Origin of the sequence: Phenylobacterium sp., from assembly GCF_025351295.1 — a bacterium.
In the GTDB taxonomy this organism is placed as follows: Bacteria; Pseudomonadota; Alphaproteobacteria; order Caulobacterales; family Caulobacteraceae; genus Phenylobacterium.
The window spans coordinates 26,334-47,097 of record NZ_JANXWD010000059.1 but is presented as its reverse complement, the minus strand read 5'-3'; the positions used below and the strand labels follow the sequence as shown (position 1 = coordinate 47,097).

At 70.5% G+C, this 20,764-nt stretch carries 19 protein-coding genes; 12 read left to right on the top strand and 7 right to left on the bottom strand.

All coding sequences use genetic code 11. The features are described 5' to 3' along the window. The first annotated feature begins 266 nt into the window (after nucleotides 1-266). Nucleotides 267-2,054 carry a long-chain-acyl-CoA synthetase gene (locus Q0R13_RS09210; RefSeq protein ID WP_293902791.1) on the top strand — a complete coding sequence of 596 codons (1,788 nt, stop codon included), beginning with the start codon at nucleotides 267-269 and terminating at the stop codon, nucleotides 2,052-2,054. Between the two features lie 124 nt (nucleotides 2,055-2,178). Here Q0R13_RS09210 and Q0R13_RS09205 read toward each other — a convergent pair whose 3' ends face one another. Further along, entirely contained in the window at nucleotides 2,179-2,832 is a 654-nt protein-coding gene (locus Q0R13_RS09205) for a class I SAM-dependent methyltransferase (RefSeq protein WP_293902788.1), read from the bottom strand. Between the two features lie 139 nt (nucleotides 2,833-2,971). Between Q0R13_RS09205 and uvrC the strand changes: the two genes are divergently transcribed. The 5 genes from uvrC (at nucleotide 2,972) to Q0R13_RS09180 (ending at nucleotide 7,459) form a co-directional block, all read left to right on the top strand. Further along, the gene (uvrC, locus tag Q0R13_RS09200) at nucleotides 2,972-4,858 is read left to right on the top strand and encodes an excinuclease ABC subunit UvrC (protein ID WP_293902785.1); all 1,887 of its coding nucleotides are present in this window, start codon (nucleotides 2,972-2,974) and stop codon (nucleotides 4,856-4,858) included. Between the two features lie 432 nt (nucleotides 4,859-5,290). Further along, on the top strand, nucleotides 5,291-6,160 hold the full coding sequence (locus Q0R13_RS09195) for a hypothetical protein (RefSeq protein WP_293902783.1): 870 nt from the start codon (nucleotides 5,291-5,293) through the stop codon (nucleotides 6,158-6,160). 141 nt (nucleotides 6,161-6,301) lie between these two features. After that, entirely contained in the window at nucleotides 6,302-6,484 is a 183-nt protein-coding gene (locus Q0R13_RS09190) for a hypothetical protein (protein WP_293902780.1), read from the top strand. A gap of 66 nt (nucleotides 6,485-6,550) precedes the next feature. After that, complete coding sequence (locus Q0R13_RS09185; RefSeq protein ID WP_293902777.1) at nucleotides 6,551-7,045, top strand: hypothetical protein; 495 nt, start codon at nucleotides 6,551-6,553, stop codon at nucleotides 7,043-7,045. 138 nt (nucleotides 7,046-7,183) lie between these two features. Next, complete coding sequence (locus tag Q0R13_RS09180) at nucleotides 7,184-7,459, top strand: hypothetical protein (protein ID WP_293902774.1); 276 nt, start codon at nucleotides 7,184-7,186, stop codon at nucleotides 7,457-7,459. Nucleotides 7,460-7,862: 403 nt separating this feature from the next. On the opposite strand, the gene Q0R13_RS09175 is transcribed toward Q0R13_RS09180, so the two are convergent. Further along, nucleotides 7,863-8,912: a N(4)-(beta-N-acetylglucosaminyl)-L-asparaginase gene (locus Q0R13_RS09175; RefSeq protein WP_293902771.1), complete on the bottom strand. Its 1,050-nt coding sequence runs from the start codon at nucleotides 8,910-8,912 to the stop codon at nucleotides 7,863-7,865. A 149-nt stretch (nucleotides 8,913-9,061) separates the two neighbouring features. Here Q0R13_RS09175 and Q0R13_RS09170 point away from each other — a divergent pair, with 149 nt between their 5' ends. Further along, nucleotides 9,062-9,466 carry a limonene-1,2-epoxide hydrolase family protein gene (locus Q0R13_RS09170; protein ID WP_293902768.1) on the top strand — a complete coding sequence of 135 codons (405 nt, stop codon included), beginning with the start codon at nucleotides 9,062-9,064 and terminating at the stop codon, nucleotides 9,464-9,466. 73 nt (nucleotides 9,467-9,539) lie between these two features. Continuing rightward, nucleotides 9,540-10,700, top strand: coding sequence for an acyl-CoA dehydrogenase family protein (locus Q0R13_RS09165; protein WP_293902765.1), 1,161 nt, complete (start codon nucleotides 9,540-9,542; stop codon nucleotides 10,698-10,700). 173 nt (nucleotides 10,701-10,873) lie between these two features. Here Q0R13_RS09165 and Q0R13_RS09160 read toward each other — a convergent pair whose 3' ends face one another. Then, the gene (locus Q0R13_RS09160) at nucleotides 10,874-11,890 is read right to left on the bottom strand and encodes an NADP-dependent oxidoreductase (RefSeq protein ID WP_293902762.1); all 1,017 of its coding nucleotides are present in this window, start codon (nucleotides 11,888-11,890) and stop codon (nucleotides 10,874-10,876) included. Between the two features lie 159 nt (nucleotides 11,891-12,049). Between Q0R13_RS09160 and Q0R13_RS09155 the strand changes: the two genes are divergently transcribed. Beyond that, nucleotides 12,050-13,081 carry an alpha/beta hydrolase gene (locus Q0R13_RS09155; protein WP_293902759.1) on the top strand — a complete coding sequence of 344 codons (1,032 nt, stop codon included), beginning with the start codon at nucleotides 12,050-12,052 and terminating at the stop codon, nucleotides 13,079-13,081. A 356-nt stretch (nucleotides 13,082-13,437) separates the two neighbouring features. Further along, nucleotides 13,438-14,088, top strand: coding sequence for an SCE4755 family polysaccharide monooxygenase-like protein (locus Q0R13_RS09150; protein ID WP_293902757.1), 651 nt, complete (start codon nucleotides 13,438-13,440; stop codon nucleotides 14,086-14,088). 14 nt (nucleotides 14,089-14,102) lie between these two features. On the opposite strand, the gene Q0R13_RS09145 is transcribed toward Q0R13_RS09150, so the two are convergent. Continuing rightward, complete coding sequence (locus tag Q0R13_RS09145; RefSeq protein ID WP_293902754.1) at nucleotides 14,103-15,143, bottom strand: PAS domain-containing sensor histidine kinase; 1,041 nt, start codon at nucleotides 15,141-15,143, stop codon at nucleotides 14,103-14,105. A 69-nt stretch (nucleotides 15,144-15,212) separates the two neighbouring features. Continuing rightward, nucleotides 15,213-16,466 (bottom strand): cytochrome P450, encoded by a 1,254-nt coding sequence (locus Q0R13_RS09140; RefSeq protein WP_293902751.1) that lies wholly within the window; start codon nucleotides 16,464-16,466, stop codon nucleotides 15,213-15,215. Between the two features lie 151 nt (nucleotides 16,467-16,617). On the opposite strand from Q0R13_RS09140, the gene Q0R13_RS09135 reads away from it, so the two are divergent. Continuing rightward, nucleotides 16,618-16,893 (top strand): hypothetical protein, encoded by a 276-nt coding sequence (locus Q0R13_RS09135; RefSeq protein ID WP_293902748.1) that lies wholly within the window; start codon nucleotides 16,618-16,620, stop codon nucleotides 16,891-16,893. Further along, complete coding sequence (locus tag Q0R13_RS09130; protein WP_293902745.1) at nucleotides 16,890-17,822, top strand: phytanoyl-CoA dioxygenase family protein; 933 nt, start codon at nucleotides 16,890-16,892, stop codon at nucleotides 17,820-17,822. Before Q0R13_RS09135 ends, Q0R13_RS09130 begins: the two co-directional genes overlap by 4 nt. A gap of 9 nt (nucleotides 17,823-17,831) precedes the next feature. Here the strand turns inward: Q0R13_RS09130 and Q0R13_RS09125 are convergent, their stop codons facing one another. Together Q0R13_RS09125 and Q0R13_RS09120 are read right to left on the bottom strand one after the other, a co-directional pair. Further along, nucleotides 17,832-19,715, bottom strand: a complete 1,884-nt coding sequence (locus tag Q0R13_RS09125) for a hypothetical protein (RefSeq protein ID WP_293902742.1) — start codon at nucleotides 19,713-19,715, stop codon at nucleotides 17,832-17,834. A gap of 135 nt (nucleotides 19,716-19,850) precedes the next feature. Further along, nucleotides 19,851-20,648, bottom strand: a complete 798-nt coding sequence (locus Q0R13_RS09120; protein WP_293902739.1) for a PEPxxWA-CTERM sorting domain-containing protein — start codon at nucleotides 20,646-20,648, stop codon at nucleotides 19,851-19,853. Between the last annotated feature and the right edge of the window lie 116 nt (nucleotides 20,649-20,764).

Genomic DNA, 20,764 nt, shown 5'->3' with positions numbered 1-20,764 from the left:
CGAGGCCTTCCAGGCGAACGAACTGTCCGAGGTGCGGGGATGGCTGGCCGGCAAGGCCTTTTCCATCTTCGGCGGGACCCACGAAGTGCAGAACAACATCATCTCCAAGCGCATCCTCGGCCTGCCGGACGCGAACGCGGGTGGGAACTGACGGCGGCGGTCACGCCCCGGGGCAAAGCCGGCCCCGCGCCGGCCGCGCGCCTTCGCCGCCTTGACCTTGTGATCGCCGTGACCTCACTCTGGTCCGTCGCGTTGGAGGGCGAGACATGAGTTTCATGGCTCGTCTGAAGCGGGAGTGGCGTTTCCTGCGCGGCCTGACCCGCACGCTGGGCCGGGTGCGCTCCATCGCCGCCGATTCGCCCCACCTGCTCACCGATGACCTCGAGGCCGCCGTGGATCGCTGGCGGGACCGGCCCGCCATCACCTTCGAGGGGACCACGGTCACCTATGGCGAGATGGACGCCATCGCCAACCGCTACGCCCACTGGGCCAAGAGCCTGAACCTGCGGCGCGGCCAGGTGGTGGCGCTGTTCATGCCCAACCGGCTGGAATATTTCGCCGTCTGGTACGGCCTGTCGAAGGTCGGCGTGGTCACCGCGCTGATCAATAACCAGCTGGCCGGCCTGCCGCTGGCCCACTGTCTGAACATCTCCCGCGCCGCCCACCTGATCGTCGACGCCGAGACCTCGCCGGTCTTCGAACAGGCCCGCACCCTGGTCGAGCACCCCCTGCATCAGTGGGTGCTAGGCCCCGCCAACGGCGACCAGCGCGACCTGGTCCGCGCCCTGCAGAGCTGCAGCCAACTGCCCCCCGACCGGGCGGTGCGCGAGGACATGACCGCCTCGGACCCGGCGCTGCTGATCTATACCTCCGGCACCACCGGCCTGCCCAAGGCCGCACGGATCACCCACATGCGCGCCCAGCTGTACATGCGCGGCTTCGCCGGGGCGACGGGGGCGAAGGAGACCGACCGCATCTACATCGCCCTGCCGCTCTACCACGCCACCGGCGGGCTCTGCGCGATCGGCGCGGCGCTTCTGAACGGCGGCTCGGTGGTGCTGCGGCGCAAGTTCTCGAGCCGCCACTTCTGGGGGGAGGTCGTGGCCGAGGGCTGCACCATGTTCGTCTACATCGGGGAGCTGTGCCGCTACCTGGTCAACCATGAGGAGGACCCGGACGAGGCCCGCCACAAGATCCGCCTGGCGTTCGGCAACGGCCTGCGCCCCGACGTCTGGCCGACGCTGAAGCGCCGCTTCCGCATTCCCGAGATCCTGGAGTTCTACGGCTCGACCGAGGGCAACGTCAGCCTGTTCAACTTCGACGGCCACGAGGGCTCGATCGGCCGCGTGCCCAAGTGGATGCGCAAGCGGGCCAACTTGCGGCTGGTGCAGTACGATGTTGAGGCCGAGGCGGTGGTGCGGGGCGCCAATGGCCTGGGCGTCGAGTGCGGCCCCGGCCAGGTCGGCGAATGCCTCGGCCAGATCAGCGGCGACGCGCGCACCGAATATTCCGGCTACCTCGACAAGGCCGCCTCGGAGCAGAAGGTGCTGCACGACGTGCTGGCGCGCGGCGACGCCTGGTTCGCCACCGGCGACCTGATGCGGATGGATGCCGAGGGCTATTTCTACTTCATCGACCGGATCGGCGACACCTTCCGCTGGAAGGGCGAGAACGTCTCCACCAACGAGGTGGCCGAGCGGCTGACCGCCTTCCCTGGCATCGACGAGGCCACGGTCTATGGCGTCAGCGTCGACGGCGCCGACGGCCGCGCCGGCATGGCCGCCCTGGTCGCCGACCGCCCGTTCGACCCCAAGGCGTTCGGCGACTATGTGGCCCGCGAGCTGCCCTCCTACGCCCAGCCGCTGTTCTTGCGCCTGCTGCCCGCCCTGGACGCCACCGGCACCTTCAAGATCCGCAAGATGGACCTGGTCGCCGACGGCTACGACCCGGCGAAGATCAAGGGCGCGCTCTACTTCCACGACCCCAAGCGGGGCTATGTGAAGCTGACCCGGTCGGTGTCCGAGCGGCTGGCGGCCGGCGCCTTCAGGATCTAGAGCGCGTCAGGCGAAAGTGGATCCCGGTTTCGCCGCCCGACGCGCTCTAATTCAAAGCGTTGGAGCCTTTTTATCTGGTTCAAGTGAGTCCACTTGAACCAGACAGGCTCTAGCGCCGGCCGGCTCAGACGGGCGCCAGCACCACGAACTGCCTGGCCCGCGCCACCGGCTTCAGCCAGGTCTGGGCGTCCAGCACCCCGCGGCTCTCGGCGACCTCGCGCATGTTCAGGTACAGCACCCGCAGGTCGGTCTGGCCCCCGGCCACCCGCACGCGCCAGCGGTCGAACACCGCGCTCAGCGTCGCCTCGTCGAACGGGTTGCACATGAACACCACCAGCGGCCCCGCCGGCGGCTCATAATCCAGCACATCGCCCAGCACCGGCTCCAGGGCCCGGCACGCCTGGTCCGGGCTGCGATAGGCAGCGCAGTTGCGCACCGCCACGGCGTGCAGTTGCGGCGCGAACTCCACCCCCACAATCCGGGCGAACGGATAGTCCGCGGCCATCAGCATGGCCTTGCCCTTGCCCGACCCGTAGTCGACGAAGGTCCACAGCCCAGGATCGGCGATGTCGAGCGCGCCCAGCGCCTTGCCGATCAGCCCGCCCCAGGTCACCCGGTAGACGCCGTTCCCGCGCGCCACCGCATCGCCCGCCACCCCGGCGTCGCCCAGCGCCGTCTCGGCGGCGGTCTCGACCCCATGGCGGGCATCCCACGCGCGGCTCTTCGGATCCTCCATCGCCAGCCGGGCGCGGAACATCCACCAGGTCAGTCGGCCCACGCGCGTCTCCCAAGGTCCATGCCCGCCCCGATCCTGGCGGCGCCGCGGCCAAGGGTCCAGCTTGCCGGCTGGCGCGCGAAAACGGGAGGGGCGGGAAGGCCCCCTGCGCGGCTCCGCGGACTCGCCTATATCTCTCCCCATGTCGGACGCTCCCCCTTCGACCGTGAACGCCACCGCCCCCCTGAAGGGCGCGGCGCTGATCAAGGACGAGGTCAGGCGGCTGCCGGACCGGCCGGGCGTCTACCGGATGATGGGCGAGGACGGCGAAGTGCTCTACGTCGGCAAGGCGCGCAGCCTCAAGAAGCGCGTCGTCCAATACGCCCAGGGCCGCTTCCACACCCAGCGCATCGCCCACATGGTCGACCTGACGCGCTCGATGGAGTTCATCACCACCCGCACCGAGACCGACGCCCTGCTGCTCGAGATCAACCTGATCAAGCAGCTGAAGCCGCGCTTCAACGTCCTGCTGCGCGACGACAAGTCGTTCCCCGAGATCGTCATCCGCCGGGAACACCCGGCCGCCCAGCTGCGCAAGCACCGCGGCGCCCACACCATCAAGGGCGACTATTTCGGCCCCTTCGCCAGCGCCCACTCGGTGACCAAGACCCTCAACACCCTGCAGAAGGCCTTCCTGCTGCGCTCCTGCTCCGACAGCGTCTACGAGAGCCGCACGCGCCCCTGCATGCTGCACCAGATCAAGCGCTGCTCGGCGCCCTGCACCGGCCTCATCGCCCTGGACGACTACGCCCAGCTGGTCGAACAGGCCGAGGACTTCCTGCGCGGCAAGTCGCGGCTGGTGATGCAGCGCATGTCGCAGGAGATGCAGGCCGCCTCCGACGAGATGGAGTTCGAATACGCCGCGCGCCTGCGCGACCGCATCCGCGCCCTGGCCTCCGTCGCCCAGGAGACCTCGGTCAACCCCGAGACCCTGGAGGAGGCCGACGTCTTCGCCCTGAATGCCGAGGGCGGCCAGGCCTGCGTGCAGGTGTTCTTCTTCCGCGCCGGCCAGAACTGGGGCAACCGCGCCTATTTCCCGCGTGTGGACAAGTCGGACGAGGACGCCGACATCATGGGCGCCTTCCTGGGCCAGTTCTACGACGACAAGCCGATCCCCAAGCTGATCCTCACCAGCGTGGAGCCCGCGGAGCGCGAGCTGCTGGAAGAAGCCTTCGCCCAGAAGTCCGGCCGCAAGGTGCAGATCGGCAAACCCCAGCGCGGCGAGAAGCGCCAGCTGGTCGACCACGCCCTGACCAACGCCCGCGAGGCGCTGGGGCGCAAGATGGCCGAGAGCTCGGCCCAGACCAAGCTGCTGGCCGGGGTCTGCGAAGCCTTCGGCCTGGAGACCCCGCCCGAGCGGATCGAGGTCTACGACAACAGCCACATCATGGGGACCAACGCGGTCGGCGGCATGATCGTCGCCGGCCCCGACGGCTTCCAGAAATCCCAGTACCGCAAGTTCAACATCAAGAGCACCGAGATCACTCCCGGCGACGACTTCGGGATGATGAAGGAGGTCCTGCGCCGGCGGTTTGCCCGGATGGTCAAGGACGAGGAGGCCGGGGTCGACGACGGGGGGTTTGCGCGGCCCGACCTGGTGCTGATCGACGGCGGCATGGGCCAGGTCAACGTGGTCGTGGAGATCATGGCCGACCTGGGCGTCGACGACATCCCGGTGGTGGGGGTGGCGAAGGGACCGGACCGCGACGCGGGCCTGGAGCGGTTCTACATCCCGGGCCGGCCGTACTTCATGCTCGAGCCGAAATCGCCGGTTCTGTACTACCTCCAGCGGTTGCGGGATGAGGCGCACAGGTTCGCGATCGGGACCCACCGGGTGAAGCGGGCGGCGGACATGAAGAAGAACCCGCTCGACGAGATCGAGGGGGTGGGGCCGGGGCGGAAGCGGGCGCTGCTGCATGCGTTCGGGTCGGCGCGGGGGGTGAGCCGGGCGAGCGTGGAGGATTTGGCGAAGGTGGAGGGGGTCAGCGAGGCGCTGGCGGAGCGGGTTTGGGGGTATTTTCGGAAGTGAGGGACGGCCAGGTTACCCAGGGCCTAGCAGGTTGTTGAAATAGGTTTTTTGGGGTGCCTGAGGCGCAAGTTTGCAGCCCTAGAGATTCAGAAAACCCAATTATTTCAACTACGAGATTTTGCCTGTTTGAGCGGAAGGGCCATGAGAGGGCGAAAATCCGCCCTCGCCCCCTCCACTATCGGCTCTTCAGCCGATGGTTCCCCTCCCCCGTGAACGGCGGAGGCTAGAAGCAGAGGAAGGAGCGCGGGGACTGCGGCTGAAGCGCTGGACTCATGTTCTTTGTTTGTTCTTGACGTGGCATTGCCTTTGGGCTAGGGTCTCCGAGGCTCCTGGATTGCGGTTCAAGACGCAGCACCCCGCCGGGCCGGCTTCCATTCATTCATTCGGACTGTCGCGGCGCCTGCGGGTGACCGGGCGGTGAGGGCGGTTGGCATGCAGGACGGGCGGAGCGAGGACGAGCGGGCGACGGCGCGGGCGCCGGTGCGGTATTCGGCGCGGGCGATCCGGGCGATCTGTCGGCGGGTGGCGGCGGGGGAGACGGTGCTGGCGATCTGCCGGGACGCGGACATGCCGACCCGGGCGAGCTTCAACGCCTGGGTGCGGGAGAACCCGCGGGTCGCGGCGCTGTACCAGCGGGCGAAGCTGTTCGGGAAGCGGACCGCGCCGGGGCGGCCCTCCAGCTACTGCCCGGTGACGGCGCACGAGATCGTGGTGCGGGTGTCGGAGGGCGAGCCACTCTGCGACATCGCCGAGGACCCGGCGATGCCGTCGTTGCGGGTCATCTTCTACTGGCAGACGACGCAGGCGGCGTTCGCCGAGGCGCTGGCCATGGCGCGGCAGGCGCAGGCGGAGCGGATGGGGGAGACGGGCTGGAAGATGGCGCTGGCGGCGACGCCGCAGACCACGTTCATGACCCGCATGCAGCTGGGCCACCTGCGCTGGCTGGCGGGGACCAAGTCGCCGCGCACCCACGGGCGCATGAAGCCGGTGGAGGCGCCGGCGGCGCCGGTGGCGCCAGAGGGACCGCAGGTGATCCTGTTCCGCCACTTCCACGTCGAGAGACACTTCGAGACCGGGCAGCACCGCGTGGTCAGCTATTGCGCCGACCCGGACACCATGCGGCCGGTGCGCGACCGCGTGGGGCCGTGGACCCATCCGCCGCCGCCGGGGGACGCGGCGCAGGCCGAGAGGCACAAGCGGCAACTGCGCAGGCTGGCGCGCAAGCGGGCGGTCGAGGAGGGGGTCGATCCGGCGGAGATCGGCCTGGGGCCGGAGGGCGAGGACGACGCGCAGTGGCTGTGAGGCGCGGGGTTGGCGCGCAAAAGCCGATTCGGGCTCAGTCCTGATGACCGAGCCGCTGAGGCGGGTCAGTTCGACGCAGCTTTGTCGTAGGATCGTCATGGCGATTGAACTGATCGCGGGCGAGGGGTACCGCTCTGCGCCATGACCAAGGGTGCAGAATTCCACAAACGCGCTCAGGCCGCGGAAGCCCGCGCCGAGAAGTCGCTCGGCATCACGCGCGCACATTTCCTGGAGTCCGCGAAGCAGTGGCGCGACAAGGCCCAGGACGCCGGCTATGTGCCGGTTGTCGAGAAAGCGCCCCGTTCGCGCAAAGGCGCCGCGTAGCGATCAGGCCGCCTCGCCGACCGCGGTCCGTGATAAGAGGATCGCGGGTCGGCGAAGGGGTAGACCGTGAAGCTGTTCGTTCCGCTCAGCTTGGGCCTGGCCCTGGCCGGCGCCGCCTCGGCCCAGCCGCCGCCGCAGCCCGCGCCCACCGGGCCTCTTGAGCGTACCCAGCAGGTCGGCGGCTGGACGGTGAGCGACCTGGGCGCCAAGCCCGGCGACGACAGCGACCGCGAGGTCCGGCTGGCACGCAGCCTGGAGACCGTCGACTTCGTCCTGCATCGTTCGGACCCGGACGGCGCGGGCGTGGCGATCAGGTTCTCCCGCTGCGACGGCCTGAAGTGGAACTCCGGCCTTTCGCTGGAGGGCGCGATCCCCGCGCGCGTGGCGCAGGTGAAGGACGAGATCCACGACGCCTTCAAGGACTTCGCCAAGGCCTGCCCGCCCAAGGCCGGCGAGGAGGCGGCGCTGCTGGAGGGCTTCGACGAGGCTGACCGCCTGGCCGAGACCTGGATCCACGACCGCCCCTTCACCTACCCGCCGGAATCCGCCACGCCCAGGTGAGGCGCCGCCCCACGCGCCACCCCCGCGGGCCTGGCGCTGCGCCGGAGGCGCTGTGTGGAGTCCGCGACGGGTGGAAACCGGTCTTTGCCCGTTGCGGGCCAGGGTCTAGTCTTCGCCCAAGGGTAGAGGATGAAGGCTATGAGCGACGCTGTTGGCCCTGGCGACCTGGTTCTATGCGTCAACGCGGCCCCGAACCATGCCACGGGATGGCCGACGCCGCTCCGGGCCGGGGAGACCTACCGGGTCATCGGGATCATGGACTTCGCCTGCCCCTGCGGACGTTCCGATGCCCTGCTCGATGTGGGCGTCGATTTCGCGTGGTGCCAGACCCGCTTCCGACTGCTGCCGAAGCCCAAGGCCCAGGCCCGGACGCGCCGCGTTTCGGCCCCCAGGGAGACGCAGACGGTTCGCTGAACGGCGAGCCGCCCCCAACCCCGCTCATCGCCGCAGCCTGAGGCTCAGCGAACTGACCGAGTTCGCCGGATGGGCCGAATAATTCGCAAGGTTGCGGAGGCCTATTGGAGCGCTTGGCTCGCGAATGGCGTTTGCCTGACGTAGACCTCCGCCGCGCGTTCGCATCGCCCATGTGCCGACCGCGTCGATGCGATGTCCAGGGAGAGCGTCATGCGCCGGCAGGCCAAACGAGCTTGAGGCGATCAACGACGTCGGCCATTACGAGATGCCGACCACGCCGTTGAGCCGCGACGAGATCAAGAGCCTGGTGGCCTACATCCACCGCGGCCGGGAAGGCGCTTGATCCCCGCCGCCGCGCCGGCGCGCGCGCCATGACCAGGACCCGCTGCCGGCCGGGGTCACCTCACGAAAAGCTCTCGCTGGGGGTGATCCGGGTCTGGGACCGGGCGTCGCAGGTGGCGTAGGTGAAGCCCGACTGGACCGCCCAGGCGCCCACCTCGCCGGCCCGGTTGAGGGCCAGGAAGCCCACCTGGAAGTCCGGGTCGTGGACCGCCTTGCGGCGCAGGATCCGCGTCACCGCCTCCTTGCAGGCGTCGCGCGGCGAGCGGCCCTGGCGCATCAGCTCCACCACCAGGAAGCTGCCGACGTTGCGGATCACCTCCTCGCCGACCCCGGTGGAGGTGGCGGCGCCCACCTCGTTGTCGACATAGAGCCCGGCGCCGATGATCGGGCTGTCGCCGACCCGGCCGCGCATCTTCCAGGCCATGCCGCTGGTGGTGCAGGCGCCGCAGAGGTCGCCGTGCGCGTCGATGGCCAGCATGCCGATGGTGTCGTGGTTGGCCCGGCCGCCGGGCGGGCCCAGCTTGCGGCCATAGTCGCCGACCTCGCGGTTGGCGATCGGCCGGTATGACTTCTCGCGCAGCCAGGCCCGCCATGCCGCCCGCGACTCCGGCGTCAGCAGTTCCTCGCGCGGGAACCCCTGTTCCACGGCGAACTGCAGCGCGCCCTCGCCGACCAGCAGCACGTGCGGGGTCCGCTCCATCACCCGGCGCGCCACCGAGATCGGATGGGCGATGTGCTCCAGCCCCGCCACCGCGCCGCAGTCGCCCCGCTGGTTCATGATGCTGGCGTCCAGGCTGACGTGGCCGTCCCGGTCGGGATAGCCGGCGCGGCCGACGCTGTGGTTCTTCAGGTCCGCCTCGGGGATGCGCGCCCCGGCCTCCACCGCATCGATCGCCGCCCCGCCGCCGGCCAGCACGCTCCAGGCCGCGGCGTTGGCGGCGACCCCGAAGTCCCAGGTGGAGATCACGCACGGTGTCGTCAGCTTCAGCGGCGCGGCGACCTCAGCCCCCGCCGTCCGCGCTGCGCCCGCGAGGGCCGCGGCCCCCAGGCCAGCGGTCACCAGCTGGCGGCGATCGAGCCCGGAGCCCGGGGGCGGCGTGGTGTTCGGCATGGCGCGGGGTCTCCGGACGACGGCGGGGACGCCACCATCGCGGCTCATGGCGCGGCCGTCCACGCCGCCCCGTGCTTACCTCTCACGTAATCGCCCCCGCCGCCCGCCTGGGCCAGAAGCGGCTGCTCACGGCAAAAAACCCCATCCCCATGACCTCTTCGCCCACATCGCCCCTGGACGTCATCCTGGCCTTCCTGAAGGCCATGGAGACCAAGGACTACGACACGGCCCTGCCGCTGATCGCCGACGACTGCGAATACACCAACGTCCCGATGGCCACGGTGCACGGCCCGGCCGGCGTGCGCGCCGTGCTCGAACCGTTCTTCGCGCCGACCCTCAGGAACGAGTTCATCGTGCTGCGCAAGGCCGTCGAAGGCGACACGGTGTTCCTGGATCGGCTGGACCGCCACCAGCTCGGCCCCGACCGCTGGGCGGAATTTCCCGTCACCGGCGTCTTCGAGGTCCGCGATGGCAGCATCGTGCTGTGGCGCGACAACTTCGACGTCGCGACCCTGGTGCGCCAGTGGCCCGAGCTGGCGGCCGCCCTGGGCTAGGCGCCCCCCGGCTGCGCATTGACAGCGCGGCGCAAACCTCCTCGGCTGACCCGCACAGCCGGGGAGGGCGCAGATGACCACCGAACAGGACCTCGTCGCGCGCGCCCGCGTCGTCGCCGCCGACGACCTGGCGCCCCGCGCGGCAGAGATCGAGGCCGCCGGCCGCATCCCCCCCGACCTCTCCCGCGCCCTGGGCGAGGCGGGCTTCTACCGGCTGTTCCTGGCGCAGGCCTGCGGCGGGTTCGAGGCCGCGCCGCGCACCGTCGCCGAGGTCTGCGAGGCCCTGGCCCAGGGCGACGCGGCCTGCGGCTGGGTGACCTTCATCGCCTGCACCACCACGCTGGCGTTCGGCCGGCTGACCGACGAGGCGACGCGCGAGATCATGGCTCGGCCGGACAGCCTGGCCACCGGGGTGTTCGCCGCCAACGGCCGGGCCACCAGGGTCTCCGGCGGGTTCCGGGTCACCGGCCGCTGGGACTGGGGCTCGGGTTCGCCGAACGCCGACTGGATCGGCGGCGGCTGCGTGCTGCTGGAGGACGGCCAGCCGCTGCTCAACTCGGCGGGGCTGCCGCGCAACCACATGCTGTTCTTCCGCGCCGACCAGGTGACCTCGCTCGACACCTGGCAGGTGTCGGGCCTGCGCGGAACCGGCAGCACCGCCTTCGAGGTCAGGGACGTGTTCGTGGAAGACCGCCACGCCGCCGGCGTCCTGCGCACCCGCCTGCCGGACCGCCCGCTGTTCCGGTTTCCGCCGTTCTCCCCGCTGGCCCAGGGGATCGGCGCGGTGGCGCTGGGGATCGCGCGCGCCGCGCTGGACGAGGCCACCCGCGTGGCCGGCGAGAAGCGCCGCGGCGGGGCGTCCGCGCCCCTGGCCGAACGCCCGCACACCCAGATCGAGATCGCCCGCGCCGAGGCCCGCCTGCGCGCCGCCCGCGCCTTCTTCTACGGCGCCCTCGACGAGGCCTGGGCCCTGACCCTGGCCGGCGAGCCCGTGCCGCTGGCCCTCAGCCGCAACATGCGCCTATCCGTGAACCATGCCGTGGGCGAGTCGGCCGCCGTGGTCGACGCCATGTACACCCTGGCCGGCGGGACCTCGGTCTACGCGACCTCGCCCCTGCAGCGGCAGTTCCGCGACATCCACGTCGCCACCCAGCACTTCATGGTCTCCCCCAACATCCTGGAGACCACGGGGCGGCTGTTCCTCGGCCTGCCGACCAACACCGCTGGGTTCTGAGGCCGCTCGGTCACCGCCCTTCTCCTCACCCGTAGGAGGAGGGGGACCGCGCGAAGCGGGGTGGAGGGGGACCGCCACCGCCCAGACCTATCCTGCAAACCCCCTCCACCGTGCTGCGCATGGTCCCCCTCCCCCTACGGGTGTGGAGAAGAGGACCCGGCTTCTTCTCGGCCCTAAGGCTCCGGCGAGACCTGGATCAGCAGCTTGCCGTCGTGGGCGCCGGTGAACAGGCGCTGGAGCGAGTCCATGGCGCCTTCCAGCCCCTGGTCCACGTGGACCTTCCACTTGAGCTTGCCCTCCATCACCCACGGGATCAGCTCGGCCATCGCCTCGCCGGCCCGGGGCAGGAAGTCGGTGATGATGAAGCCGCGGATGGTCAGCCGGTGCATCAGCACGCGCACGAAGTCGGTGGGCCCGGCCGGCCGGTCGCTGTCGTTGTAGGTCGAGATCATCCCGCACAAGGCCATGCGGCCGAAGTTGTTCATCCGCGAGACCACGGCGTCCATGATGTCGCCGCCGACGTTCTCGAAGTTCACGTCGATGCCGTTCGGGCACAGCCGGTCCAGCGCCGCGCCGACGTCCTCGTGCTTGTAGTCGATGGCCCCGTCGAACCCGAGCTCGCCGGTCAGCCAGTCGCACTTGGACTGGCCGCCGGCGATGCCGATCACCCGCGCGCCCTTCAGCTTCGCCACCTGGCCGACGATCGAGCCCACGGCGCCGGCGGCGGCGGACACCACCACGGTCTCGCCGGGCTGCGGCTTGCCGATCTCGCAGAGACCGAACCAGGCGGTCAGCCCCGTGCCCCCGAGCACGCTCATGTAGGCGGTCAGCGGCACGCCGGGCAGCGTCGGCGCCGGGAACAGCATCGCGCCGTTGGCGATCGCATGGGTGGTCCAGCCGCCCAGGCCGGTGTTGACCACGTCGCCCTGCTTGAACCGGTCGGACCGCGAGCGCTCCACGATGCCCAGCGACCCGCCGCGCATGGTGTCGCCGATCTGCACCGGCGGCATGTACTGGTCCTGGTCGCTCATCCAGATGCGGTTGGTGGGATCCAGCGACAGGTAGAGGGTGCGCACCAGCACCTCGCCGTCGGCCAGGTCGCGGATCGGTTCCTCGACCAGTTCCAGGTCCCCCGGCTGGATCTCGCCGGTGGGGCGGCGGCGCAGCACCCAGCGTTTCAAGGTGGCCATCTGGTGTTCGTCTCCCCGGTGCGCGGTGTCCCCGCATTGCCCCTACCGTGCCCGCCGCGCCGCGGCCGGGCAAGAGCAGGCCGCGCTTCCTTCCCGCCCGGTCAACGCGCTATCTGGCGCTCACACCCTCCGCCCGCCATGCCACCGGGAGCTCCAGCCTTGTCCTCCAAGATCGCCCTCGACCCCCGCATCGACCCGCGCCTCAAGGCCGTCTTCGCCTTTCCAGACCGCCCGCCGGTGGGCGACATCGCGAGCCGCGAGGCGCTGATCGCGGAGGCCAACACCCCGGAGGCCCTGGCCGCGGAACAGGCGATGCAGATGCTGTTCGGCGCCTGCGACACCGAGGCCAACGCGCCCGCCGCCGGCCTGACCGTCACCACCGAGACCTTCGTCTCCGCGCCGGACGGCAACCCGATCAAGGTCCAGCTGATCCGCCCCGCGGGTCCCGGGCCGCACCCGTGCGTCTACTACATCCACGGCGGCGGCATGCAGAGCATGTCGGCCTTCAACGGCATGTACAGCGCCTGGGGCCGGATCATCGCCGGCCGGGGCGTGGCCGTGGCCATGGTCGACTTCCGCAACTGCCTGCGCCCGTCGTCCGCGCCGGAGGTGCTGCCGTTCCCGGCCGGCCTCAACGACTGCGTCTCGGGCCTGCGCTGGCTGCACGCCCACGCCGCCCAGTTCGACATCGACCCGGCGCGGATCGTGGTGGCCGGCGAGAGCGGCGGCGGCAACCTCGCCATCGCCACCGGCCTGAAGCTGACGCGCGACGGGGATATCGGCCTGGTGAAGGGTCTCTATGCGCTCTGCCCCTACATCGCCGGCCAGTGGCCGCTGCCGCAGAACCCGTCCTCCATCGAGAACAACGGCCTGCTGCTGGAGCTGCACAACAACCGCGGCGCCATGGCCTATGGCATCGCGGAACTCGAGGCGAAGAACCCGCTGGCCTGGCCGGGCTTCGCGGTCGCCGCCGACGTGGCCGGCCTGCCGCCGACGATCATCAGCGTCAACGAATGCGACCCGCTGCGCGACGAGGGCGTCGGCTTCTATCGCCTGCTGGTCGCCGCCGGCGTCCCGGCCCGCTGCCGCCAGGTGATGGGCACCACCCACGGCGCGGAGATCTTCAGCATCGCCTGCCCCGAGATCAGCCGCGACACCGCCGCCGACCTCGCCCGCTTCTGCGCGGAGTAGGGGCGGAGCGTGAGCGTATGGGCGCGCCAGCGCCTCCCAACCTGACACGAAGACCACGAAGACCACGAAGGCGCCCAGCGATGCGGAGCGCCTGAGGCTGTCCGACGCCCTTCGTGGTCTTGGTGGTCTTCGTGGTTCAATACAACAGCGCCTGCAGCGCGGGCGCTTACCCTCGCCGCAGGCCGTCCTCCAGCCTGATCACCGGCAGGCGTTCGTCCACACCCAGTCGGTCCCTGCCGCCAGCCTCCAGCAGCAGCACCCGCGCCTACATTGCGGCAATTCGAGACCGTTCGCCAAGGCCCCGCGCGAGTCATGCTATCGAGTGGGTCGTCACAAACCCACCAGGGAAACGCCACATGAAACTCCGCATGGCCGCCGCGCTCGGGGTCGGCGTCGTCGCCCTGGCCGTCCCGGTCGCCGCCCCCGCCCACTTCATCCTGATGCAGCCCAAGTCCTGGCTGGTGGAGAACGTGCTGGGCGATCCCCAGAAGGCGGGTCCCTGCGGCGGCACGACCGCCAATCCCGGCATGCCGACCGGCGACATCACCGCGCTCACCGGCGGCGAACTGCTGCACATCCATGTCAAGGAGACGGTCTACCACCCGGGCCACTACCGGATCGCCCTGGCGGTGCTCGACCGCGCCGAGCTGCCGGCCGATCCGGAGGACGTGACCAAGGACGGGCCGCGCGGGCCGATCTCGGTCTCCGGCAAGATCGATCCGAACCCCAAGCCGCCGGTCCTCGTCGACGGCCTCTGGGAGCATCACGAACGCAAGCCCGCCCAGGAGTGGGAAACCGACGTCAAGATCCCCAACATCGACTGCGACCACTGCACGATCCAGGTGATCCAGTTCATGGAGGAGCACGGGGTGAACGCCGACGGCCGCTTCACCTACCACCACTGCGGCGACCTGAAGGTCACGGCGAATCCGAAGCTGCCGATCGACACGGCCTGGCCCGGTCAGGCCAAGTCGAAGGGGAAGGCGAAGTCCAAGGCGAAGACCTGACCGGCCGCCGCCGGTTAGCCCTGCGCGGTCTCCCCCAGCCGCAGGTCCATCTCGACCTTCAGCCCCTCCGGCCGCCATTCGAAGGCGACCTCGCCGTTGAGCTGGCGGCTCAGCTGGACGATCAGGCGTGAGCCGAAGCCCTCGCGGCTCGGGGGCCGGGCGGGCGGGCCGCCGTCCTCCTGCCAGGTCAGGCGCAGGCGTCCGTCCGGGTCGGCCGTCCAGGTCACCGCCAGCATGCCGCCGGCGCTCGACAGCGCGCCGTACTTGCCGGCGTTGGTGGCCAGTTCGTGGATCACCATGCTCATCGCCTGCACGTGTTCGGCCTGCAGCAGCACCGCGGGGCCGGAGACCCGGTAGCGGCCGGTCGCCGACATCGCCGCCAGCTCGGAATCGACCACCTCGCGCAGGTCGCCGCCCTCCCAGCGCCGCGCCGCCAGCGAGGTCTGGGCGCGCGCCAGGGACGCCACCCGGCCGTCCACGGTCTCGCGGAACTGGTCGAGGCTGTCGGCGGTGGTCAGCCGCACGAACGACTGCACGATGGTCAGGGCGTTGCGCGCGCGGTGGTCGACCTCGCGCATCAGCAGCTTGCGCGCCTCTTCGCTGCGGCGTTCCAGCACCTCGCCGGTCACATCGCGCACAGCGCTGACGATGTGCGTGACCACGCCGTCCGGGCCCAGGATCGGGGCGTTGGTCGCCGACCAGTAGCGCTGCTCGGCCTGGCCGTCGTCCAGCGCCACGGAGAACGGCCGCACCGGCATCTGGTCGGCCGCGCCGGTCGCGATCACCCGCTCGAACGAGGTGCGGATCGCCTCGACGAAGCCGGCGACCTCCGGGGGCGGATCGGCTGGGAAGACCTCCAGCACACCCCACCCCGCCAACGCCTCGGGCGTCGAGTTGAAGGCCCGCGCGTGCGCCAGGTTGACCCGCAGCATGGTGTACTTCGGCGCGTCCGCCGCCACGAGCAGCAGCGGGGCCGGCGCGTGGTCGAACACCGCGCCCAGGTCCGGAAGCTTCGCCGCCGCCGGCGGTGGGCTGGCGACCAGATTTTCCGACAAGCGCGACTCTCCCAGGCTCGGGCCTATCAAACGCGCGACGGCGGGTTTCGGGTCAAGGCCGGCCGCGCGTCAGCCGCGGATGCGCACTGGCAGGTGCGTGTAGCCCTGCACGAAGTTGGAGGCCAAGCGGACCGGTTCGCCCACCACCTCCACATGCTCGAACCGCGCCAGGATCTCCTCCCAGAGGATCTTCAGCTGCAGTTCGGCCACCCGGTTGCCCATGCAGCGGTGGATGCCGAAGCCGAACGACAGGTGGTGGCGCGAGCGGTCGCGGTCGATGATGAACTGCTCCGGCGCCTCGATCACGGTCTCGTCGCGGTTGCCCGAGACGTACCACATGATCACCCGCTCCCCCTGGCGGATCAGCTTGCCCTGGAACTCCACGTCCTTGACGCAGGTGCGGCGCATGTGGGCCAGCGGCGTCTGCCAGCGGATGATCTCCGGCACCATGTTGGGGATCAGCGACGGGTCGGCCTTCAGCTTCGCGTACTGGTCGGGGAACTGGTTCAGGGCCAGGACGCCGCCGGTGATCGAGTTGCGGGTGGTGTCGTTGCCGCCGACGATCAGCAGCATCAGGTTGCCCAGGAACTCCATCGGGTCGTCGATCATGTCCTTCGTGTCGGGGCTGTGGGCCAGCAGCGAGATGAAGTCGAATTTCGGCGGCTGGGCGGCGCGCGCCCGCCAGAGCCCGGTGAAATAGGCCAGGCACTCATGCAGCACCTTCTCGCGGTTGGCCATGTCCGCGACCACCCCCACCGTCTCCGAGGTGGTGGTGACGTCGGACCAGTAGGGCAGCAGGTGGCGGTCCTCCCACGGGAAGTCGAACAGGGTCGCCAGCATCTGAGTGGTCAGCTCGATGGAGACGTGGTCGACCCAGTTGAAGGTCTCATTGCGCGGCAGGGCGTCCAGGATCTTGCCCACCCGCTGGCGGATCAGCATCTCCAGATCCTGCAGCCGGGCCGGCGCCACGGCGGGGCTGGCCACCTTGCGCTGCACGTCGTGGCGCGGCGGGTCCATGGCGATGAACATCGGCGGGGCGAACCCCTCCGGGTTGTCGCCGATCACGATGTCGCGGTTCGACGAGAAGGTCTGGTGGTCGCAGTCCACCGCCACGATGTCGTGGAACCGGGTGATCGACCAGAAGGGCCCGAACGGGCTGTCGGGCGTATAGTGCACCGGGTCTTCCAGCCGCAGCCGGCGGAACACCTCATGCTGGTCGCCGGTCTGGAACAGCTCCGCGCGGCTGGGGTCCAGCCCCTCCAGCGGCAGGCGCCAGGGATCCTCGCGGGCCGGCCCTCCGGCCTGAGGCGTCGATCCGTCCATGATGACCTCCCGCGGTATTTCCGGCGCGCCGTTATGCGTTCGCGGGCGCCGGGATCACAGGTCATGGCGGCCGGCCGCCGCTGTCAACCCAAACCCGCTGGCGGCGCGGCGCCCCGGCATGCCATCGTCGCCGCCGGAACGGGGAGGCGCGATGCCGCGGCAGAAGGTGCTGGTGCTCTATCTGGCGAACTCGGCGCTGGATTCGCCGGTGATCGCCTGGGCGGTCTATGACGGCACGGGGGCGACCCGGCCGATGGCGGGCGACGCCGACGAGCCGCCCTATCGCTCCGGCGTCGACGCGCTGAAGGACGGCTGGCGGCTGTTCCAGGCCTCGCAGCTGCTGCCGCACCCGCGCGGCGCGGAGTTCGACGTCAGCTACCTGAAGTACGAGTTCTGGTTCGAGCAGATCGTGGAGACGGCGCCGTGAGCAACCTGCCCCTGCTGGACGCGCTGTCGATGGCCAGCTTCGCCGCCCGCGGCTTCCTGCGGCTTGACGCCGTGGTCCCCGACGCCATCAACGCCCAGTTCCTGGCCGAGGCCGGACCCCCACCGCAGGCCGTCGCCGGCCGCAAGCTGCTGCGCACCTACGGCGAGATGCTGGCCGCCAGCGGCATTCCGGAGGTGTCGGCCGGCGTCCCGCTGGGCCAGGCCTATCCGCAGGGATCGGCGCTCTCCCGCCTGCTGGCGCTGCCGGTCGTGGCCGGGGCGATCCGCAGCCTGGTCGGCGACGACCCGGTCTTCGACCACCATTTCCTGCACGTGACCTTCCCCAGCGCCTACCATGAGGCCGCCGGCGGCGAGAACGTTTCGCAGCACACCCACCAGGACTCGACCATCGACCCGCGGACCGCCTTCGACCTGCAGATCATGTACTACCCGCACGCCGTGACCCGCGAGATGGGCGGCACCCGCTTCGTGCCGGGCACCCACCTGCGCCGGGTCAGCGAGGTCGCCATCGGCCGCTACCAGAACATCCGCGGCCAGCAGCACATGGTCTGCGAGGCCGGGACCCTGCTGTTCCTGCACTCCGGCCTCTGGCACGGCGGCGGGGTGAACCTGTCGGACCGCACGCGGACCATGTTCAAGATCCGCATGAACCCCAGCGCGCCGCAGGGCCGCAAGTTCGACGTCTCGACCCTGGCGCCCCAGGCCGCCCAGCGCCCGATCTTCCTGGTGAAGACCGCCCAGCCCCAGACCGTCGAGCAGATCCTGATGACGCCGGAGCCCTGGTTCGAGCAGGACACCGGCCGGCTGGAGTTCGTCAACCGCGTGCGCCTGTGGCGCTACCTCACCGGCGACGACCGCTACGACGCCGACTACTGGCTGACCCGGCTGGAGACCCTGGCGACGGCCTGAAGCCCGGCCTCAGAAGATCGCGCGCACGCCCATCGCCGCCGGGGTCGGCGTCGTCGCTACGCCGCGTGAGCGCTTCAGCACCCAGTCCACCAGGGTGTCCGACACCAGGGCCGCCCCCGGCTCGCCGGGGCGGACCTGGCCCGCCTTGGAATCGTCGGCGGCGATGAAGTCGCTGTGGTTGTAGATCGTCGAGTTGATCTTCGGATCCAGCGGCGTGATCGCCCGCGCCGCGTCGCTCTGCTGGGTCCCGGTGCGGTTGATCTCGGTGTAGTCGGTGACCCCCGGGAACGGATTGCCCGCTTGGCCCGGCGGGGCGACCTGGCGGGCGACATAGACCGGCACGCCGACGATGGCGGCCTTGTCCACGTCGAGGTCGACGCCGTCCTGCTTGATCTTCAGCGTCCGGTAGCGGCCGACGAAGCCGGCGTCGAAGTCCCACCGTTCCGACTGGTACCAGTTGAAGGGGACCATGGACGCGGCGTCGATGGTCTTGCGGCCGCTGTCGCGGAAGTCCACGGCGACGGGACGCAGGTTGGTGCGCGACGGCGCCCAGGCCTGGGCGTCCACCCAGTGCTTCGCCGTGCCGGCCTCCCGCGGGCCGCCGTCCCCGGGCTCGATCCAGCCATAGATCTTGTCGCGGTCCACCATCGCCGCCGTCGGCGTGCAGGTCGGCGCCGGCCCCGGCCGCACCGGGCCCATCAGCATCGGCTCGGGGGTCTTGTCGCACAGCGCCTCGGTTCCCGGCAGCGGGGCGAAATCCAGCCGCCCCAGGCCCTGGCCGAGGAAGCGCAGGAAGGACAGCTGCACCCCGCCGCCCGGCACCGGCTCGGTATCAAAGGTCACCCCGGCGCGCGCCAGCCAGGTGACCCGCAAGGCGCCCAGGAAGTCGTCGCCCGGGGCCGGCGCCATGCCTGCTGCCCGCATGGGGAAGATCGCCTCCGCCTTGGGGTCGGAGAACGCGTAATAGAGCCCGGTCACCGACTGGCCCATGACCGAGACCGGCCCGGCGATGGCGCCCAGCAGGCCGTTGCCGTCGGTATAGACCTTGGCCTTGCCGCTGCGCAGCGACGCCACACGGTCCAGATAGGCCTTGAGCTGGGCCTCGCTCGGTGGCGCCTCGGCCCCCACCGACGGCCCGCCGTCCAGGAAGATCAGGCCCGACAGGCCCTCCACGCCGCGCCTGCCGTCCGGCCGCTTCCAGCCGGCATAGTTGGACACGAAGCCTCCGCCCTGGCTGTGGCCGGCGAGGAAGATGTTGCGGCCGCCGGTCCGTGTGCGGATCTGGCCGATCATGGCGGCCACGTCGCCGGCATAGGTCTCGAAGCCCCAGTCGGCCATGAACGCCAGGTCGCCCTGGGTCAGCGGCGTCCACTTCGCGTCGGGACCGGGCGCCACGATCCGCGCCGGCGCGCCCTTGCCCGGCATCGGGGCCATCGACGGCGTGCCGAAGTAATAGGCCAGCGCCACCCTGGGATCGCGGGCCTTGCGCGCGGCGAGCAGCGCCGTGGTATCGGCCAGGTTGGCGCCGCGCCGCTGCAGCACCCACACCTCGATGCGGCACGGCTTGCCCTCGCACGTCCGGGTCTGGGCCTTCTCCACCAACTGGCCGGCGACCAGCAGCCACTGCGAAGGCGTCGACGAGAAGCCGGGCAGGGCGACGATCACCGCGTTGGCCGGCCGGGGCGCCTCGGCGTCCGCCGCGGCGCGGAAGCGCAGGAAGGTCGCAGTGTTCAACGCGGCCGGCGTGCCGGGCGCCATGCCCCCGGCGATCTGCACATACTCGCCCAGCACCCCGGTCACCCCGGGCACGAGGCTCTTCGAAAGATCCGCCGCGCCGCTCGGCGACGCGCTCGCCAGGACCGCAAGTCCGACCGCCAACGCCCAGCGCTTCATGCCATCCCCCTAAGCCTCGCCCGGACTACCGCCGGGCCTTGTCGGTCATTGTTCACCAATGCCGCGGGCAAGGGAATACGAAGCCGTCGAACGGACGGCGCGGCGGATAGGTTCGCCGCGCCTGGATCGGCGCCGCTAGATCAGCGCCGGCCGCCGGCGGCGCGCACGCAGGGTTCCGCCGACGCCGCCCAGGCCCAGGATCATCATCGCCCAGGTCGCCGGTTCCGGCACGGCCGCGCTGGCCGAGTTGACCGTCAGGGCGAAGTTGTCGGCGCGCAGATCGTTGGTGGCGCTGCCGGTGAACGGCGAGCCGTCGACGTTGAACAGGCCGCCGCCGCGCATCGCGAACCCGAAGGTGATCGCGCCGCCGCTGTAATCCAGCCCGCCGACCGCGCCCGAGCCCGCGAAGTTCGAGCCGTCCAGCACGAAGAAGTTGCTGGCCAGGATGCCGGTCTGCGACAGCGCATGCCAGTCGCCGCCCGGCACGTTGAACGGACCGAACACGAAGGTGGCCTGGTAGAGCGTGCCGGCCTGTTCGGCGAGCAGCCGCAACGAGTAGCTGCCGACATTGCTCTGGGTCGCGCCGACGAAGGGGTTGGCATAGCGCTCGAGGGCGAAATCGAGCGAGGTGATCGCGCCGCTGGCGGTCGGATCGTAGGTGAACGTGGTGTTCAGCGCGGTGAACAGCACGCCCTGCAGATTGGTCCCGGTGCTGGAGACCGTGCCCTGCAGGGCCGCGGCCGGATTGCCGCCGGTGGGCGTCTGGCCGTACGAATCCACCGTCACCGCGGCGTCCTTGAATGCGCCCAGCGTGTAGTCGGAGACGTTGAAGGTGGTGTCCGAATAGGAGGTCGTGCCCGCCAGCGCCGGCATCGCCGCCACCGCAAACGCGAAGCTGGCAGCCGCCAGGGAAACTGTCCGAAGTCGCATCATGCCCATGCCCTTACGCAAATGAACTGCGGGCGCTCCTGACCGAGGTCGGTCGAGCCCGTCGAGGATGACCTTGCTGAAGAAACGGCGATGCCGACACTCCCATGTGGGAGGGCCCA

Bases quoted from the DNA above. Each gene is read 5' to 3' on its own strand.
- Q0R13_RS09210 (WP_293902791.1), top strand. From the start codon at position 267: ATGAGTTTCATGGCTCGTCTGAAGCGGGAGTGGCGTTTCCTGCGCGGC.
- uvrC (WP_293902785.1), top strand. From the start codon at position 2,972: ATGTCGGACGCTCCCCCTTCGACCGTGAACGCCACCGCCCCCCTGAAG.
- Q0R13_RS09195 (WP_293902783.1), top strand. From the start codon at position 5,291: ATGCAGGACGGGCGGAGCGAGGACGAGCGGGCGACGGCGCGGGCGCCG.
- Q0R13_RS09190 (WP_293902780.1), top strand. From the start codon at position 6,302: ATGACCAAGGGTGCAGAATTCCACAAACGCGCTCAGGCCGCGGAAGCC.
- Q0R13_RS09180 (WP_293902774.1), top strand. From the start codon at position 7,184: ATGAGCGACGCTGTTGGCCCTGGCGACCTGGTTCTATGCGTCAACGCG.
- Q0R13_RS09175 (WP_293902771.1), bottom strand. From the start codon at position 8,912: ATGCCGAACACCACGCCGCCCCCGGGCTCCGGGCTCGATCGCCGCCAG.
- Q0R13_RS09170 (WP_293902768.1), top strand. From the start codon at position 9,062: ATGACCTCTTCGCCCACATCGCCCCTGGACGTCATCCTGGCCTTCCTG.
- Q0R13_RS09165 (WP_293902765.1), top strand. From the start codon at position 9,540: ATGACCACCGAACAGGACCTCGTCGCGCGCGCCCGCGTCGTCGCCGCC.
- Q0R13_RS09160 (WP_293902762.1), bottom strand. From the start codon at position 11,890: ATGGCCACCTTGAAACGCTGGGTGCTGCGCCGCCGCCCCACCGGCGAG.
- Q0R13_RS09150 (WP_293902757.1), top strand. From the start codon at position 13,438: ATGAAACTCCGCATGGCCGCCGCGCTCGGGGTCGGCGTCGTCGCCCTG.
- Q0R13_RS09140 (WP_293902751.1), bottom strand. From the start codon at position 16,466: ATGGACGGATCGACGCCTCAGGCCGGAGGGCCGGCCCGCGAGGATCCC.
- Q0R13_RS09135 (WP_293902748.1), top strand. From the start codon at position 16,618: ATGCCGCGGCAGAAGGTGCTGGTGCTCTATCTGGCGAACTCGGCGCTG.
- Q0R13_RS09125 (WP_293902742.1), bottom strand. From the start codon at position 19,715: ATGAAGCGCTGGGCGTTGGCGGTCGGACTTGCGGTCCTGGCGAGCGCG.
- Q0R13_RS09120 (WP_293902739.1), bottom strand. From the start codon at position 20,648: ATGATGCGACTTCGGACAGTTTCCCTGGCGGCTGCCAGCTTCGCGTTT.